Source organism: Paraburkholderia sp. J12 (genome assembly GCF_905220215.1).
Classification (GTDB): domain Bacteria; phylum Pseudomonadota; class Gammaproteobacteria; order Burkholderiales; family Burkholderiaceae; genus Paraburkholderia.
Genome location: NZ_CAJMZC010000001.1, coordinates 191,462 through 207,282, shown reverse-complemented (window position 1 = coordinate 207,282; position 15,821 = coordinate 191,462). Strand labels below are relative to the sequence as shown.

Genomic DNA, 15,821 nt, shown 5'->3' with positions numbered 1-15,821 from the left:
TTCCTGATGTGTCTCCGATGTTGATTATTCGGCCCCGCCCCGGTCGCCAGACGCGCATACACGCGTTGCTGCCCGACGATCAACTTGTTGCTCGCCGGCTTCGACTGGCTCCAACCCGCGACGGAGAAACCGCGCTTTCCGGTCACACTGCCTCAAGGAGGGTGGCGATACCCTGGCCACCCCCGATGCACTGCGTAGCGAGCGCGAAGCGTCCGCCATGACGCTGGAGTAACGACGCGGCCTTTCCGACGATCCGCGCACCCGTCGCGCCGAGCGGGTGACCGATCGCGAGCCCCCCGCCATCGATATTGACGGTATCCAGATCGAGGTCGAGCTCGCGAATGGATGCCAGCGCCTGGCTCGCAAACGCCTCGTTGATCTCGACGATGTCGAGATCCCTCGCCGCAAGACCGGCGCGTGCCAGCGCCTTTCGGGTGGCGGGAATCGGACCGATGCCCATCAACGCAGGATCACACGACGCAACGGCTGCACTCCGGATCTTGGCGAGCGGCACCAGTCCATGACCGGCCGCGAACCTGGCGCTGCAAATCAGGGTTGCCGATGCGCCGTCGGTCAAGGGCGACGACGTGCCGGCCGTCACACTCCCCTCTTCCATGAATGCCGGCTTCAGACCGGCAAGCGCTTCCGCGTTCGTGCCGGGGCGGATGCAACCATCTTCCGATACGAGTCCGTTAGCGGTCTCGATGGGAACGATTTCGTCGACAAAGCGACCTGTCGACCGCGCTTGCGAGGCCCTGGCGTGCGAGAGAACGGCCAGTTCCTCCTGATCCTGCCGGCTCACACCGAATTCGCGCGCCACGTTCTCGGCCGTAATGCCCATCGGGAAGTAGGCAGCCGGAAAGTCGCCTTGAAGCTTCGGATTCGGCGAGCGATTGAAGCCGCCTTGCGGGACACTGCTCATCGATTCGACACCGCCGCAGATAAACGCTTCGCCGAGGCCGAGCGCGATCTGGCCCGCCGCATAATGAACCGCCGACATGGACGAGCCGCAAAACCGGTTGATCGTGACGCCCGGGACAGCCGTGCCGAACCCCGCCAGAAAGCCGATGATTCGGGCGACGTTGTGCCCTTGCTGGGCTTCCGGATACGAGCACCCCATGACGAGGTCCTCGATCGACGCCGGTGCGATTCCGGTTCGCTGAAGCAATGCCGAAACAACGCTCGCACCAAGGTCGTCCGGCCGAACATCGGCAAGCGCGCCCTTGCGAGCAAAGTGAAACGGCGAGCGGGCGAAGCCCGCGACTACTACGTCGGTCATTCTTGTCTCCTGACGGCGGGAAATTGCGGCTCGTGCCGCTGCGGGCATTCGATGGCTGCGCCTCAAGCCCCGTGGGGAGAGTTGATTATGACAACGTCAAGTTATAGCGTCAACAGAATACGCACGTGCGCCGATTACAAAAAAAGCCCGCACTCTGGCGGGCTGCTTCGATGGATTTGTTGCCGTACGAGAGCGGGTTTGCCCGGCTCAGATCTTGTCTTGCTTCGCAGTACGCCGGCGTGCTTTCTTCGGCACCGCCTTCCCGGCCGCGCTGGCGTGCGGTGCGAGCAATCCCCCCAATAACACGCTGGAGACCGTCTGGCAGACGTCCTCTACCAACTCGTCCGGCACCTGGCAAAAGCCACTTTCCCGGTCCGTCAGCAAAGTCGCGAGGCCGTGCATACCCGACCAGACCGCGATAGCCGAAAACCTGGGTGGTCGCTCCTGGTCCACCTGATCGGCCAGGAACTCGGCGATCGTATGACTCAGGAACTGGAACGAAGCGACGCTGGCGTCCATCAGCTCGGCATGCTTTCTTTTGTCCGCAATCCGCGGCCCGAACATCAAGTGGAAAAGCTCAGGGTGCCGAAGCGCAAAGCTGACATAGGCCCGCATCACCACGCGCAGCCGCTCTTCCTTCGTCAAGCCATCCTTCAGGGCGCCAAGCCGTTCGGCCATCAATTTCCGGAAGCCTTCTGACGCGATCGCCGCGAGCAACCCCTCCTTGTCCCCAAAATGGTGGGTGGGCGCCGTCTGCGACACACCGGCAAGACGGGCTACCTCGCGCAAAGACAGGTCGGTCGCGCCTCGTAGCTCGAGCAGCTCGAGGCCACGCCGAACCATTTCCTCCCGAAGATTGCCGTGATGCCACGAGCTCTTCTTGGTGGGTGTCAATTCGGCTGGAAGTGAAGACATGTTGTCACCGTAAAAAACTTGTCGCTGATTTTCGATCTGGCGCCCGGGGAATGCGGGCGCCGAGAATTTAAACGTGGCCGCGCGGATATTTTACCCCGCAGTTTGCCCACCCGCGAAGGCAATCGATACCTCCGCCCCTAGGGCGAATGGATAGGACAAGGTCGCCGACGGTCGGCAAGACAGGGGAAAACACCGAGTCGAATACGCCTTGCCACGCACCATCTGACGATCTTATATTGACGCTGTCATCTTTTCATTGAATAAATTGTTGGTGAGTCCGCGATAGACCATAGGGCTCACGACATACAAGGCTGGCAACAGCCCGGAGAATCTTTGCACATGAAGCGCCGCCTATTCCTCGCCTTTGGATCACTTGGACTAACTTATGTCAACGGCTTGCTCGCCGCAGAACCTGGCGCGCGTGCCCCGGACCTGGCTCGTCCAGAAACGGCCCACTCGCCTCGCCTGCTGTTTCCGGACGATTCGCAATTCTGGTTCGAGACGCAACGCGTTTTCGGCGCTGCCGAGTATGGCGGTGCCCTGTTCGGCGAGGTGTTGAGCACCGCATCGCGTATCACGCCGGGCGACTATGACAGCTGGTACGTCGAGTGGAACACGGTAGCGGATCGCGTCAGCAAAGAGGCGGCGGCACAACTCGCTCGCGGCCACAAGGTCAGCGCCCGCGACAGCTATCTACGCGCCTCGACCTACTACCGGACTTCCGAATTTTTTCTGCACGGTCCATCCGGCGACGATCCGCGAATCATGCGCGCATATCGTTTATCGGTCGACTCCTACAAGCAGGCCGCCAGGCTATACGAGTTGCCAATCGAACCCGTGGAAATCCCCTATGAGCATACGACGCTACCGGGCTATTTCCATCGGACCGCTGCACCGGGTCTGCGCCCGACCTTGATCCTGCATTCGGGTTTTGACGGCTCCGCCGAAGAGATGCATATGGACGGCGCGCGCGCCGCCGTGGAGCGCGGCTACAACGTCTTGACGTTCGATGGCCCCGGACAATACGGTCCGATCCATCGCGAAGGCCTCGTGTTCCGTCCCGACTGGGACAAGGTCGTGACCCCGGTCGTCGACTTCACGCTCAAACTGCCCGGCGTCGATCCGAAGCGGATTGCCCTGATGGGCGAAAGTCTCGGCGGCCTGCTGGCCCCACGGGCGGCTGCTTTCGAAAAACGTCTGGCCGCGCTGATCGCCAATGATGGTCTTTACGATTTTGCGGGACCGACCCGGGCACGCGTACCGGCGCAAAAGTGGCCAGACTTCGAGAAGCAGTTGAGGGCACAGCAAGCGCCGGAAATCGACGCAATACTGGCCGCCACGGCGGAGAAGTCCCCGGAGGCGCGGTGGGCTTACGCCCAGGGCATGTGGTCCCTGGGCGCAAAAACGCCGCGCGAATTTGTCGCCAAGTCCCTCGACTACAACCTTCGGGGCGGCATCGCCGAGAAGATCAGCTGCCCCACCCTGATCTGCGACGCAGAGAGCGATATCTTCTTCAAGGGTCAGCCGCAAATGCTCTACGAGCATCTGACATGCCCGAAAACGCTGATCCGCTTCACCGCGACCGAGGGTGCAGGCGCCCATTGCGAGGAAGGCGCAAGCCGGCTGGCGTACGCACGCATGTTTGACTGGCTTGACGAGACATTGGGATGAACCGCCGCGGCATCGATAGCATAATCGTTCGTTTCGAAAAATGAATTGACGCTTTGTTGATAGCCGCCTGACGACTGAAGCGGCGCGGGCTGCTTCAGTTGCGCTCAGGAAGGCACATTTTCGCATCAAAAACCAACGCCATAATCATTAGCATTTCTAAACAAACAGGAGGCGAAAATGAACATGCAACGCACGTTGGTGCAGAACGAGAGTCCTTCACGCACCACCCATTCCCACTCCGGCTTGCTGCTTCACGCACTGGTGTCCGGAGTCATCGCGGCAATCGCTTCAGTTGTTTGCTACAAGGCAAAGTTGCCGGTTTGGACAATGCTTCTTGGATGGGTTGTCCTTCATACAAGCGAGATGAGCTGGCGTAAAGTCATCGCGAGCTGGATCAATTTTGTATTGGGTACCGCGCTTGGAATGGCAGCGACCCTCGGCGTGGAATGGTTGATTCCCAAGATCCACCTGCTCGCGTTGCCGCTCGCCGTCTTCCTCTCGACCGTCATCATCGTCTCGGTGCGCGCGGCACGGCCCCTCAACAACGTTCTTGCAACATTCCTCGGACTGATTGCTTTTCTCGCCAGCCACGTAGGCCCGACCTACCTGTCGCTTTCCTCGCTCGTCGTCGCCACTACTGTCGGCGTTCTTGCGGGATGGATTGCGCATCTGACGCAACGCGTGCGATTGGGTTCAGCCAAGGAGTAATCGATCCGATTCAGTCGCAGCCAATAACCAGGGCAACAATTTCGTTGCAGAAGCCATTTCGAGCCTGTTACATCGGAATACTAATAATAAATTTATTCATTCGACTTCCTCCGAACTGGAGCCCGGCTGCGGATCACGGGCCACCAGCGAACGAACGCTGCGTATGGATAAGTGATTCACTACCTGAAAGGAGACAAACCTGATGTTGAAAACGGGTCAAAGGCGACTCATAGTGTTCGCCATTACCGGAATATGCACGCTGGCCGCAGGGCAAAACGCCTATGCCCAAAGCAGCGTCAGCCTCTTCGGCATCCTCGACGCTTCCATCCTTTATACCAACAAGTCACTGAATACGTCCACGGGCCGAAATGGCGGAAGCGAGACGTCGTTCAACGACTCCGGGCAACAGTCCACGCAGTTTGGCATGAGCGGGTCTGAAGATCTGGGCGGCGGCATGGCAGCCACCTTTGTTCTCGACAGCGGCATCAGTCTGGCCAACGGCACGTTCCGCAATTCGAACGGCAATGCCTTCGGGCGACTGGCCAACGTCGGCTTGTCCACCGGGTATGGAACGATCAAAGCCGGCCTTCAATACTCACCGTTCGCCATCGCGCAGTTTTATACCGATCCACGCTCAAATGCGAACTTTGGCGGAGGTGTGAATATTTCCGCCGCCCTTGTGGGTATCACGGGTCAATACAATTCGAATGCCATTACGTATATGAGCCCGGAAATCGCGGGCTGGCAGGCAAGTGTCATGTTCGCACCGGGCGGAGAAGCCGGCGATTTTCAGGCCGGCAGGCAGTACTCGGGCAGCATCAAATACCACTACAAATCGCTCCTGGTGACGGCGGCCTACTACAACGGCAACCCTGGCGGCCCGGAAGCCAGTGCAATCCCGCCCAGTACCATTTCGTTCGTTGGACGCGAGCTCGGCGTGAGCTACAAGTTCGGCAAACTCACCCTTAAAGCCATTTTCAATTCGTACAACGTACAAAATTCATTCGATGCTTACGTCTACGGAGCGGGGCTCATCTACGCTTTCATGCCTTCATTGATCGTGGATGCGGCCGTCTACGAGGTTCGCGACGAAAGGAATCCGGACAATCACACGTTCCTGACGTCATCCAGCATTCAATACCTGTTGTCCAAAACCACCACGCTGTACGGTCAGCTCGGTCTCGTGAACAACCACGGCGGCATGGATATCGGCCTGTCCATCAATAACGCGTTGAACGATCCTGCCGGCAAAACCTTTGGCGCCAGCGTTGGCATTCGACACTTGTTCTAGGGCCGCCGAAACGGTGTTGTCATCGCCGATGACATCCCGTGCTGCCTCAAGATCCATTACTTTCCTCTACGCTACCATGCTCACACCCCGCTTTGGATGTGCTGTTTGTGCCGTACTCACTTTCGCGCTCGCACCATTCATTTCCGACTTTGCCGCTGCGCAAACACAGTCAACATCGACCTTGCCGGCCGGAATCGCGCCGGCGTCCGCGGCATCTTCCGCAAGCAGCCCCACGAAGGCCGAGTTGAAGGCACAGCGCAAGGCCGAACGAAAGCAAGCTCGTGCCAAAAAGAATGCCGAACTCAAGCGGCTCGAAGACTCGGGATATCAACCTGCCCTCAACGATCCCAATTACCCGCAAAATCTGCAAAACGCCGCGAAAACATCCGGCACCAGGTAGTCCTTATCGATTGGGTTATCGGCGCACATCCGATTGGCATTCGTGCCGCCCTGCCCGACCCGGTAGAGATGTTCGCCTGCCCGCGCAACCGATTCGCTCAATCAATCGACCCATTGCGCGGGCAATCCGGCGCAGCATCAATACTGGCTAGCAGGAATGCTCGATCCACGCGTCGGGTCGTACTTTCCATCGTCTGTATTGAGCCGGTAAACAGGGCTTGCATATAGAGCGGTGCCAGCACGATTTCAACAATCAGATCGGAACTGGGCACGACCTCGCCCAACTGTCGCCCTACATCGAGCATTTGATCCAGTTCTTCCAGGCGCCGTCCAATGGGAGTCCTCATGATGTCCCGTTCTTGCGCCGAAACCTGCGGTGTCATCGCCATGACACGCAGCAACGACAGCGAATGCTGATTGCTCAATGAGTGCGCGATCGACATGGCCCAGGTCACCAGATTCTCACGCACCGATCCGCCGGTCGGAATCGGCTCTTCGCGGATCAAGCGATCGACGGCGACATCGGCCATCAGGTTCCGGATATCTCCCCAGCGTCTGTACAAGCTGGTCTTGTTGACCTCAGCCCGTTCCGCAATCTCAAGCATCGACGGAATCTCGCCATGCCGTTCGATCAACAGTGCTTCCACTGCGTCAAACACCGCATTCTTGACCCGTGTGCTGCGCCCTCTGGGCCGCTTTTGTGAAGTCTCAGTCATGCGCCATTAAAGCAAATCAAGTTGCTTTTTGTCTAGAGGTGTGCAAAAGTGCATTTAGTTGCTTTAGCTCGGGCGTTCGAATTTCGGTTATTGCAGGCAGGCCGGTTCGTCGCCGGGGCTGCTGCCGCCCCGGCTGCACCAGAGGCTCCGCATTGGCCTTGCGCGCAAATGAGCGAATGGACGGAATTTGCCCTCCCGATTAGCCCGTAAATTTTTTAAGGAAATCGTCGTGACCACTCAAGCAGTCTTGAACCCGCCCGCGAAAGCTTCCGCCTTCCTGTTCCCCGGCGATGAACAGTTCTGGTTCGAGACCGTGCGCATGTTCGGCGCCGACGAGTACGGCGGCGGCTCGTTTGGGGAAGTCATGGCGGTCAGCGCCCGTATCACGGCGGGCGACTACGATAGCTGGTATGACGCCTGGAACGCCATGGCGGATCGCATCGCCGCAGAGGGCGATCGCCAGTTCGCCAGGGGCCGTCGGATCAGCGCTCGCGACAGCTACTTGCGCGCCTGCAACTATTACCGCTCCTCGGAATTCTTCCTGCATGCCAATCCGCAGGATCCCCGTGTCAACCGTGCCTGGGAACGTTCGGTCGCCTGCTACCGGTCGGCAGCGGCACTGCACGATCCCGCGATCAAGCCGGTGGACATCCCCTATGAAGGCACCACGTTGCCCGGCTATTTTCACTACGCCGGCGACGGCGTGCGGCCGCTGCTGATCATGCATAGCGGCTTCGACGGCTCCGCCGAAGAACTGCACTGGAGCGGAGCACGGGCAGCGGTGGAGCGCGGATATCACGTGCTGTGCTTCGATGGTCCTGGCCAGTGCGGCCCCCTGCACAGGGAGGGGCGGGTCTTCCGGCATGATTGGGAGAACGTCGTCACGCCGGTGGTCGATTTCGCGCTGACACTGCCCGGTGTCGATCCGTCTCGCATCGCGCTTCGCGGCGAAAGCCTCGGTGGCTATCTCGCACCCCGCGCGGCTGCCTTCGAACATCGCATTGCCGCCGTCATCGCCAACGACGGCCTTTACGATTACGGCGCGCCCCACGTGAGCCGCATGCCCGAGGCTGGGCGGGACGCGCTGTTGAGCGCATTGAGGGCCGGCCCTGTGCCGCAGGTAGACCGGGCGATGGAAGCGGCCATGGCGGCGTCACCGGTATCGCGCTGGGCGATTACGCATGGCATGTGGTGCTTTGGCGCCGCAACGCCCAGTGAATACATCGGCAAGACGCTCGACTATACGTTGGCAGGCGGAATCGCCGAACAAATCCGCTGCCCGACCCTCGTCTGCGATGCCGAGGACGACCTGTTCTTCAAGGGGCAGCCTCAGCAGCTTTACGACCACCTCACGTGCCAGAAGACGCTGATGACCTTCACCAATGAGGAGGGCGCGGGTGCTCATTGCGAGGTCGGGGCCGGCCGCCTCGCCAATGCGCGTATGTTCGACTGGCTGGATGACACGTTGGGAATGTGACGAGCGGGCGCACCGGAGAGGACGTGGGTTTGCGAACTTGCCGGTCTTTCATGGACGCAATCGCATCACCAGGCACTTGATAATGCGCTCAACATCGCACCGTTGATGCCGTGGATCACAGCCTGAGGTGAAGTCCGTCCCGCTCCCTAAACCGGAACGCTCGCTACTCGAGCCTATCCGACAACTCGCCGCGGACGTTGCGCCCCGCGCATGCGCTTCGCCGGCCCCGAGCCACGGCAGCGAAGCGGTGCTCGCCGCGGTCACCGCGACCCACATGAAATCCCGTCGGGAACGTCCAAAGCGCTGCTCGGTCATGCGGGCTCCTCCTTGCCTGGCGGAAATATGAAAAATGACGAACGCCATTATGGGGATGCCGCGGCCGAACCATGAGGCCCGGCAGAGCAGTCGATTCGTGCGACGCAAACCCGCTCATCGGCGCCTCTGGCGCAAGCCGGTCGGCGCGCCTGGGCAATCGTCATTACGACCAGGGCAAACCCCTCCTTTCGGCGCCCTGGAATATCGATATATACATTCATTATTTTTAAATCACATTCTTAATCAATGAGAATGTGATTTCCGCATTCTGAGATCACCCGACCGCAGCCCGAAAGATGGAACTCCGCCAACTCGAAGCCTTTGCCGCAGTGATCACGACCGGCAGCGTCACGGCCGCCGGCCGCCTGCTGGAACGCTCGCAGCCCGCGATCACGCGGCTGATCCAGGAGCTCGAAACCGAGGTCGGGTATCCGCTCTTCGCGCGCAACGGCCCACGCGTCACGCCCACCGAGCAGGGCATCCTGCTCTACGAGGACGTCGAGCCGATGCTGGCCGGTCTGCACCAGATCCGCAAGCGCGCCGGCGAAATCGGGCGCGGCCAAAGCCGGCCGCTGCGCATTGTCGCGACCTCTGCGCTCGCCGCCGGGCTCGTGCCCGCCGCGCTTGCCCACACGCGTCTCGCCGCGGCCACGCAGACGATCCAGCTGCGCAGCGTGCCGCCGGAACAGGTGGTACATGCCGTGCTCAGCGGCGCGGCCGACATCGGCGTGGCGAGCCTGCCGCTCGAACACCGCGGCGTGGTCGTGCACTGGATCGGGCAATCGGCGTGTGTGGCGGCGCTGCGCGCGGACGATCCGCTCGCGCGCCATGACCGGCTGCCGCTGTCGGCCTGCGACGGCCGGCGCATCGTCACGATGCAAAACCCCTACCGCCTGCGCCGCCGGCTCGACCACGCGCTCGCACTGGCAGAGGTCACGCCTGCCGGCCTGATCGAAACGAATTCGTCGATGAATGCGCTCACCCTGGTTCGCGCCGGCCTCGGCATTTCGGTGCTCGAACCGGTCACGGCTTACGGTCTGCCGCTCAGCGACGTCGCGATCCGCCCGATCGACGCCGACATTCCGTATTTCTTCGGCGTGATCTCGCGCGACGCCGTCGCGCTGCCCCCCGTAGCCGCGACGCTCATCGACGCACTCGCCGACGCAGCCCGTGCCATGCTTCCCGATTTCGCGCTGCGCGCGAGCGCCGAGCACGCCCAGGTCCTGCAATCGTTGTATGGCGATCTGCCCGCCGCCAAGGAATCTCTGCCCTGATGAACGCCACCACGCCCTCTTTCGCGGGTCTCGCCGCGCTCGAAGCCCGCCTGCGCGAGGATCTCGCGTGGCTCGAACTGCCGGCGAAACGCTGGATACCCGAACGCACGCTCGAAGGCCGCCCCGTCGTGAGCGTGGCGATCGTAGGCGGCGGCATGGCTGGACTGGCGGTGGCCGCCGCGCTCGGCCACCTGGGCATCGACGCCGTGATCTACGATCAGTCGCCGCGCGGTTTCGAGGGGCCGTGGGCCACCACGGCACGCATGGAAACACTACGTTCTCCGAAGCAGCTGACCGGCCCGGCACTCGGCCTGCCCGCGCTCACGTTCCGCGCGTGGTTCGAAGCGCAGTTCGGCAAGGAGGCGTGGGACGCGCTCGACAAGATTCCACGCCTGCAATGGATGGACTATCTGCGCTGGTATCGCGACGTGCTGGCTATCGACGTGCGCAACGAACACCGGATTACCGCGATCACGCCGCGTGCGGACGGCAGCGTCGCGCTCTCGGTCACGAGCGCCAGCGGCGACGAGACCGTCCATGCCCGCCACGTGATCCTTGCGACGGGCCGCGACGGCCTGGGCGGCCCTTCCCTACCCGCATTCGTGCGCGACTTGCCGCGCCGCTTCTACGCACACTCGTCCGATGCGATGGACTACGGCACGCTGCGCGGCAAGCGCGTGGGCGTGGTCGGTGCGGGGGCTTCGGCGATGGACAGTGCGGCGACTGCGCTCGAAGCCGGTGCCGCCTCGGTCGATCTGCTGATCCGCCGCACGGATATTCCCCGCATCAACAAAGGCAAGGGGGCGGGCAATCCGGGCCTCACGCACGGCCACGTCGCGCTCTCCGACGACTGGAAGTGGCAGATCCGCCATTACATCAACGTGCAGCAGGTACCGCCGCCGCGCGGCAGCACGCTGCGCGTGTCGCGCCACCCCAACGCCCGCTTCAACCTCGGTGCGCCCATTACCGGGATCGAACCCGTGGACGACGAACTGCACGTCAGCACACCGAAAGGTGTCTTCGTGCTGGACTTCCTCGTGTTCGCCACGGGCTTCCGGATCGATCTCGCCAGCCGCCCCGAATTCGCGCCGTTCGCCCCTCACATCCGCGTCTGGAAAGACCGCTACGCGCCGCCCGCAGGCGACGAAGACCTCGAACTTGCCGATTCGCCCGACCTCGGCCCCGTCTTCGAGTTCCAGGAGAAGACGCCCGGTGCATGTCCGGGGCTCGAACGCATCCATTGCTTTTGTGCGCCGGCCACGCTCTCGCACGGCGCGCTCTCGGGCGACATCCCGGCCGTCAGCGACGGCGCGAAGCGGCTGGCACAGGGGCTTGCCGCGACGTTCTATCGTGAGGACATCGAATTGCATTACGCCAACATGGCGGCCTTCGCCGAACCTGAAGTCGAAGGGAACGAATGGACGCCCGCTCCTCCGCCCCCGGCACTCGCCGAGCGCCAGGCGCAATGACTGCGTAACGCGTTCTGCACGAAAACGCGCCGGGGCAGCGGCATGCCGCCCCGGCCATCTGGAGTTTTCCGGAATCGACCATGACATACGACACCGACCACGACATCATTGATCGCGTCGCCAGCCTCGCGCCCGGCTCGGCCACGCATGCCTTGCGGCACCAGCGCGCCAAGGTCGCGGAAGCAACCCAGGGCAGCTACGACGCGCTGTTCGACGCCACCAGCGACGACCTCACACTGGTGGAAAGGCTGCTCGTCGCGCTCTACGCGAGCCGCCTCACGCCCTCCCCGACGCTCGCCGCCCACTACCGCGCCGAACTGGCCGCGCACGAAGTCGATGCACCAACGCTCGCCACCGTGGAAACCGGCACGCCCGACGACCTCTCTACACCGCGCCTGCGCGCGATTCTCATGTTCACGCGCACGCTGATCGAGAATCCGGTTGCCGGCGACAAGGCCGCATTGCAGACGCTACCCGCGGCCGGTCTGTCGACGCCCGCCGTCGTCGCGCTCGCCCAGCTGATTGCTTTTCTGTCGTACCAGACGCGCCTCGTCGCGGGTCTGCAAGCCCTCAAGCAACTGGAGCGTGCATCGTGACCGACATCATCCGCTCGCATGGCTTCACGAACGAATCGCTGGAATGGGACGCGTGGCTCGACGTGGTCGAACTCGACCAGGCCACGGCCGCGCAGATCGCCGTCCTCGAAGAGAGTCACCCCAAGGCGAAAGTCTCGGACTACTATCTGTTTCTCGTTCACCAGCCCGAAATCCTGCAGCAGCGCTCTGCCGCATTCAACGCGATCATGTACGCACCCGGCGGCCTGCCGCGCTCGGAGCGCGAACTCTCGACCACGGTCGTGTCGCGGCTCAACGGCTGCGTGTATTGCGCATCGGTGCACGCCCAGCGCTTCGAGCAGCTTGCCAAACGTAACGACGTCATCCGGCAGGTGTTCGCCGATCCGCGCAATGCGGGCACGACACAACGCGAGCAGGCGATTGCACAGTTCTCGGTTGCGTTGACCGAGTCGCCTAACGACATCCAGGCAGACCATCTGCTTGCGCTGCGCGAGGCCGGCCTGACCGATGCCGAAATACTCGACCTGATCCACTCGATTGCGATTTTCGCGTGGGCGAACCGGCTGATGCTCAATCTCGGCGAACCCGTATTTCCCGAGCCCACGTCCGCCACCTGACCGAGCCATGACGGACCGTCTTTCAACCCATACCCGGGGATAGCCCATGGGCACTCAACCTGGCGTCAAGCCCGTCATCGCGGCTGCCGTGCTGGCCAACGCGATGGAGTGGTTCGATTTCACCATCTTCGCAGCGATGACGCCGATCATCAGTAAGCTGTTCTTCCCGACGACGCACGGCGCCGCGGGCGCGGATCTGAACGCGATCCTGCTCACCACGGCCCTGTTCGGCGCGGGTTTCTTCATGCGCCCTGTGGGCGGCGTGCTGCTCGGCCTCTACGGCGACACCTACGGCCGCAAGGCGGCCATGACGCTCGGTATGGGCATCATGGCGCTGGCCGCCGCGATCATGACGTTCGCGCCGACCTACGCCACGGCCGGTCTCGCCGCACCGCTTCTGATGCTCGTTGCCCGACTGCTGCAAGGTTTCTCGATCGGCGGCGAATTCGGCACTTCGACGGCCTTCCTGATCGAACTGGCGCCGCCCAATCGTTCGGGCTTCTACGGATCGTGGCAGATGAGCGGCCAACTGATGTCGACGATGCTCGGCGCCGCGCTAGGCATGCTGGTCACGCAGGCGTTCACGCCCGAGCAGCAACTCGCGGGGGCATGGCGCATTCCGTTCGCGGTGGGCCTGCTCATCGCGCCGCTGACCGTTTATCTGCGCCGCCACGCGCGCGAAACCTATGCGCGCATCCACGCGGCGCCGCGAACCCTCGCGGCGGATGCAGGTACCGTCAAGCGCGGACTGTCCGACTATCTGATCGGTATGGGCATGGTGGTGGCGAGCACCGTGTCGTTCTACGTCACGTTCGGCTATACCGTCACTTACGCGAAGCAGGTTCTCAAGCTGCCCGTTTCGGAAAGCTTCATGGTGCAGATGATCGCGGCCGGCGTCATGCTGATCGTCACGCCGATCGCCGGCGCGCTATCGGACCGCCATGATCGCAAGACGCTGCTGGTCGCCTCGCTGGGCGCCTACCTGGTTGCGATCTATCCGCTCTATGCGTGGGTCGTCGCGGCGCCCTCCGTTCCCCGGCTGCTGGTGACGCAGATCGTGATCGGCGTGCTGAGCGCGACGTTCCTCGGCGTCTATTGCACGACGCTTGCCGAAATGTTTCCCAGGCGCTCGCGTGCGACGTCGCTGGCCGTAGTCAACAATGTCGTTGTCCTGATCTTTGGCGGCTTTGCGCAGACCTTCGTAACCTGGCTCATCGCGCTCACGGGCTCGCCGCTCGCACCGGTGCTCTATGTGATGATCGGGATCGCGCTCAGCCTCGTGGCCGTCATGGCGCTGAAGCCGGGTCACTTCCGGCAGCGTAGTGCGAACCCTGCGCAAAGCGCGGGGTGAAGGCAGGCGCCACGCGTTCGAAACATGCGGGGCGCTTGGCTATTTGGCGACCCGCGCCCAGGTTCCTTGCCGCATCAATAGCTCGGCATGCCGCCCCGCACCGAGGCGGCCGCTTCGCGCCGCAACCATGCGCGAAACGTCTCGATGGCGGCCCTCTTTTTGCTCTCGGCGCGCCACACGAGGTAATAGGCATGCACGTCGACAATGCTGCGTCGCCAGAGCCGGATCAAGCGTCCGTCCGCCAGTTCCGCTTCGACCAGAGAGCGCCGCGCAAGCGCAATGCCGGCGCCGTCCGCAGCCGCATCGAGCATGCGGTTCATGTCGTCGAACACCGGGGCATCGTCGGGCACTTCCAGCGCCAGCGCTGCGGCCTGAAACCACGGCTCCCAGGGCTGGGCCGTCTGCACGAGCAACGTGCATCGCGCAAGGTCGGCAAGCCGCCGCGGAAGCCGCCCATCGCGATAGGCGGGGCTGGCAACGGGAAAAACCTCTTCATCCATGAGCTTTTCGCTGCTCAGCCCAGGCCAGTGGCCCGGGCCATAGCGCAATGCGACATCGACACGATCGCGACTGTCCAGTCGCGCAAGCTGCACGCTCATACGCAAGTCGATCCTGATCTCCGGGTGCCGGGCATGAAAGCGCGGCAGCCGCGGCGCGAGCCAGCGTAGAGCAACCGCCGGCAAGGTACTGACGACGAGCGTGATAGTCTCGTTTTGCAACCGGGTGGCCCGCACCTCCCGGACGGAAGGCAATCCGAATGCGCGCTCCAGAACCCTGAGGCCCTGACGAACCTGCAACGCGAGTGCCAGCGCCTGCGCAGTCGGCTCGACGCCTGTTCGGCCCCGGGAAAAGAGTGCGATCTCGAGCTGGGCTTCGAGCGCACGCACGTGCTGACTCACCGCACCCTGCGTGAGCGCGAGTTCGTCGGCGGCACGTGTAAAGCTGCGTAGCCGTACGGCTGCCTCGAATACGCGCAGCGTCTGAAGCGGAGGAAGTCGTGAAGTAGCCATCAGGCATTAGTATCACTAATGCAGCGCGATCACAATATATCGTTTGAGCGGTGCCGGACGTCTCTCTAGACTGGCGGCATGAACACTTATCGTCTCTACTTTTCCCCCGGCGCCTGTTCGCTGGCCGTGCATATCGCGCTTGAAGAAACGGGCGTGCCCTTTGAACTCGTGGCGGTGCCGATACCCGAAGGCGCTCATCTCCGGCCCGAGTATCTCGAGATCAACCCGAAAGGTCGCGTGCCGGCGCTGGCGATTCCCGGCGAGGCCCGTGTCTTGACCGAGTTGCCGGCGATCATGACGTTGATTGCGCGACACCCGAGCCGAACGCTGAACATGTTGCCGCCCGATCCGCTCGACGAGGCCCGCTGCAACGAATGGATTGCCTGGCTTGCGGGGTGGGTGCATGGCGCAGGCTTCGGTGCCTTGTGGCGCCCTGGCCGCTACGCGGCCGACGAGTCGTTGCATCCCGCCGTCTCTGCGCAAGGAAAACGCACCATCGAGGCAGCGTTTGCGCAGATCGGGCGTATGTTCGCAGACGAGCGGCCCTATGCGTTGCCGTACGGATATAGCATCGTCGACCCGTTTCTCTTCGTGCTTTATCGTTGGGGAAAGCTCATCGGCTTGCCGATGGATGAGGCGTACGAGGGCTGGACTGCTTCGGCGCGGCGCGTTCTTGCGCGGCCGGCTGTCCAGCGGGCGCTCGGTCGCGAGGGGATAACGTTCGCGTGCTGACGCGGGCCGGCTGCGGCCCGAT

13 protein-coding genes and 1 pseudogene are annotated in these 15,821 nt (G+C 62.6%); 10 read left to right on the top strand and 4 right to left on the bottom strand.

The genetic code is table 11. The annotated features are described in order from the left end of the window. Positions 1-142: 142 nt before the first annotated feature. Both U5760_RS00945 and U5760_RS00940 read right to left on the bottom strand, forming a co-directional pair. Positions 143-1,327 (bottom strand): thiolase family protein, encoded by a 1,185-nt coding sequence (locus tag U5760_RS00945; protein ID WP_322008967.1) that lies wholly within the window; start codon positions 1,325-1,327, stop codon positions 143-145. Between the two features lie 159 nt (positions 1,328-1,486). After that, entirely contained in the window at positions 1,487-2,194 is a 708-nt protein-coding gene (locus U5760_RS00940; RefSeq protein ID WP_322008965.1) for a TetR/AcrR family transcriptional regulator, read from the bottom strand. A gap of 339 nt (positions 2,195-2,533) precedes the next feature. On the opposite strand from U5760_RS00940, the gene U5760_RS00935 reads away from it, so the two are divergent. The 4 genes from U5760_RS00935 (at position 2,534) to U5760_RS00920 (ending at position 6,264) form a co-directional block, all read left to right on the top strand. Continuing rightward, a complete protein-coding gene (locus U5760_RS00935; RefSeq protein ID WP_322008963.1) occupies positions 2,534-3,865 on the top strand; it encodes an alpha/beta hydrolase family protein in 1,332 nt (443 codons plus the stop codon). 177 nt (positions 3,866-4,042) lie between these two features. Continuing rightward, positions 4,043-4,573, top strand: coding sequence for a DUF1097 domain-containing protein (locus U5760_RS00930; protein WP_322008962.1), 531 nt, complete (start codon positions 4,043-4,045; stop codon positions 4,571-4,573). Positions 4,574-4,775: 202 nt separating this feature from the next. After that, positions 4,776-5,864, top strand: coding sequence for a porin (locus tag U5760_RS00925; protein WP_322008960.1), 1,089 nt, complete (start codon positions 4,776-4,778; stop codon positions 5,862-5,864). A 76-nt stretch (positions 5,865-5,940) separates the two neighbouring features. Next, the gene (locus U5760_RS00920; protein ID WP_322009975.1) at positions 5,941-6,264 is read left to right on the top strand and encodes a DUF4148 domain-containing protein; all 324 of its coding nucleotides are present in this window, start codon (positions 5,941-5,943) and stop codon (positions 6,262-6,264) included. A gap of 97 nt (positions 6,265-6,361) precedes the next feature. Here the strand turns inward: U5760_RS00920 and U5760_RS00915 are convergent, their stop codons facing one another. Next, positions 6,362-6,910, bottom strand: a complete 549-nt coding sequence (locus tag U5760_RS00915) for a TetR/AcrR family transcriptional regulator (protein WP_322008958.1) — start codon at positions 6,908-6,910, stop codon at positions 6,362-6,364. 298 nt (positions 6,911-7,208) lie between these two features. Here U5760_RS00915 and U5760_RS00910 point away from each other — a divergent pair, with 298 nt between their 5' ends. From U5760_RS00910 to U5760_RS00885, 5 genes and pseudogenes are all read left to right on the top strand, one after another. Beyond that, complete coding sequence (locus U5760_RS00910; RefSeq protein WP_322008956.1) at positions 7,209-8,456, top strand: dipeptidyl aminopeptidase; 1,248 nt, start codon at positions 7,209-7,211, stop codon at positions 8,454-8,456. 611 nt (positions 8,457-9,067) lie between these two features. Next, positions 9,068-10,045 (top strand): LysR family transcriptional regulator, encoded by a 978-nt coding sequence (locus U5760_RS00905; RefSeq protein ID WP_322008954.1) that lies wholly within the window; start codon positions 9,068-9,070, stop codon positions 10,043-10,045. Beyond that, the gene (locus tag U5760_RS00900; protein WP_322008951.1) at positions 10,045-11,514 is read left to right on the top strand and encodes an NAD(P)/FAD-dependent oxidoreductase; all 1,470 of its coding nucleotides are present in this window, start codon (positions 10,045-10,047) and stop codon (positions 11,512-11,514) included. Before U5760_RS00905 ends, U5760_RS00900 begins: the two co-directional genes overlap by 1 nt. 80 nt (positions 11,515-11,594) lie before the next feature. Next, positions 11,595-12,706 (top strand): annotated as a pseudogene (locus U5760_RS31605) (CMD domain-containing protein). Between the two features lie 46 nt (positions 12,707-12,752). Then, entirely contained in the window at positions 12,753-14,057 is a 1,305-nt protein-coding gene (locus U5760_RS00885; RefSeq protein WP_322008945.1) for an MFS transporter, read from the top strand. A 74-nt stretch (positions 14,058-14,131) separates the two neighbouring features. Here U5760_RS00885 and U5760_RS00880 read toward each other — a convergent pair whose 3' ends face one another. Beyond that, positions 14,132-15,067 carry a LysR substrate-binding domain-containing protein gene (locus tag U5760_RS00880; protein ID WP_322008943.1) on the bottom strand — a complete coding sequence of 312 codons (936 nt, stop codon included), beginning with the start codon at positions 15,065-15,067 and terminating at the stop codon, positions 14,132-14,134. Between the two features lie 78 nt (positions 15,068-15,145). Here U5760_RS00880 and U5760_RS00875 point away from each other — a divergent pair, with 78 nt between their 5' ends. Then, positions 15,146-15,799 (top strand): glutathione S-transferase family protein, encoded by a 654-nt coding sequence (locus U5760_RS00875; RefSeq protein WP_322008941.1) that lies wholly within the window; start codon positions 15,146-15,148, stop codon positions 15,797-15,799. Positions 15,800-15,821: the final 22 nt, after the last annotated feature.

What these genes read in the sequence shown, in the direction of transcription:
- U5760_RS00900 (WP_322008951.1), top strand. Translation starts at nt 10,045, where the DNA reads ATGAACGCCACCACGCCCTCTTTCGCGGGTCTCGCCGCGCTCGAAGCC.
- U5760_RS00920 (WP_322009975.1), top strand. Translation starts at nt 5,941, where the DNA reads ATGCTCACACCCCGCTTTGGATGTGCTGTTTGTGCCGTACTCACTTTC.
- U5760_RS00880 (WP_322008943.1), bottom strand. Translation starts at nt 15,067, where the DNA reads ATGGCTACTTCACGACTTCCTCCGCTTCAGACGCTGCGCGTATTCGAG.
- U5760_RS00945 (WP_322008967.1), bottom strand. Translation starts at nt 1,327, where the DNA reads ATGCCCGCAGCGGCACGAGCCGCAATTTCCCGCCGTCAGGAGACAAGA.
- U5760_RS00875 (WP_322008941.1), top strand. Translation starts at nt 15,146, where the DNA reads ATGAACACTTATCGTCTCTACTTTTCCCCCGGCGCCTGTTCGCTGGCC.
- U5760_RS00940 (WP_322008965.1), bottom strand. Translation starts at nt 2,194, where the DNA reads ATGTCTTCACTTCCAGCCGAATTGACACCCACCAAGAAGAGCTCGTGG.
- U5760_RS00905 (WP_322008954.1), top strand. Translation starts at nt 9,068, where the DNA reads ATGGAACTCCGCCAACTCGAAGCCTTTGCCGCAGTGATCACGACCGGC.
- U5760_RS00935 (WP_322008963.1), top strand. Translation starts at nt 2,534, where the DNA reads ATGAAGCGCCGCCTATTCCTCGCCTTTGGATCACTTGGACTAACTTAT.
- U5760_RS00925 (WP_322008960.1), top strand. Translation starts at nt 4,776, where the DNA reads ATGTTGAAAACGGGTCAAAGGCGACTCATAGTGTTCGCCATTACCGGA.
- U5760_RS00930 (WP_322008962.1), top strand. Translation starts at nt 4,043, where the DNA reads ATGAACATGCAACGCACGTTGGTGCAGAACGAGAGTCCTTCACGCACC.
- U5760_RS00885 (WP_322008945.1), top strand. Translation starts at nt 12,753, where the DNA reads ATGGGCACTCAACCTGGCGTCAAGCCCGTCATCGCGGCTGCCGTGCTG.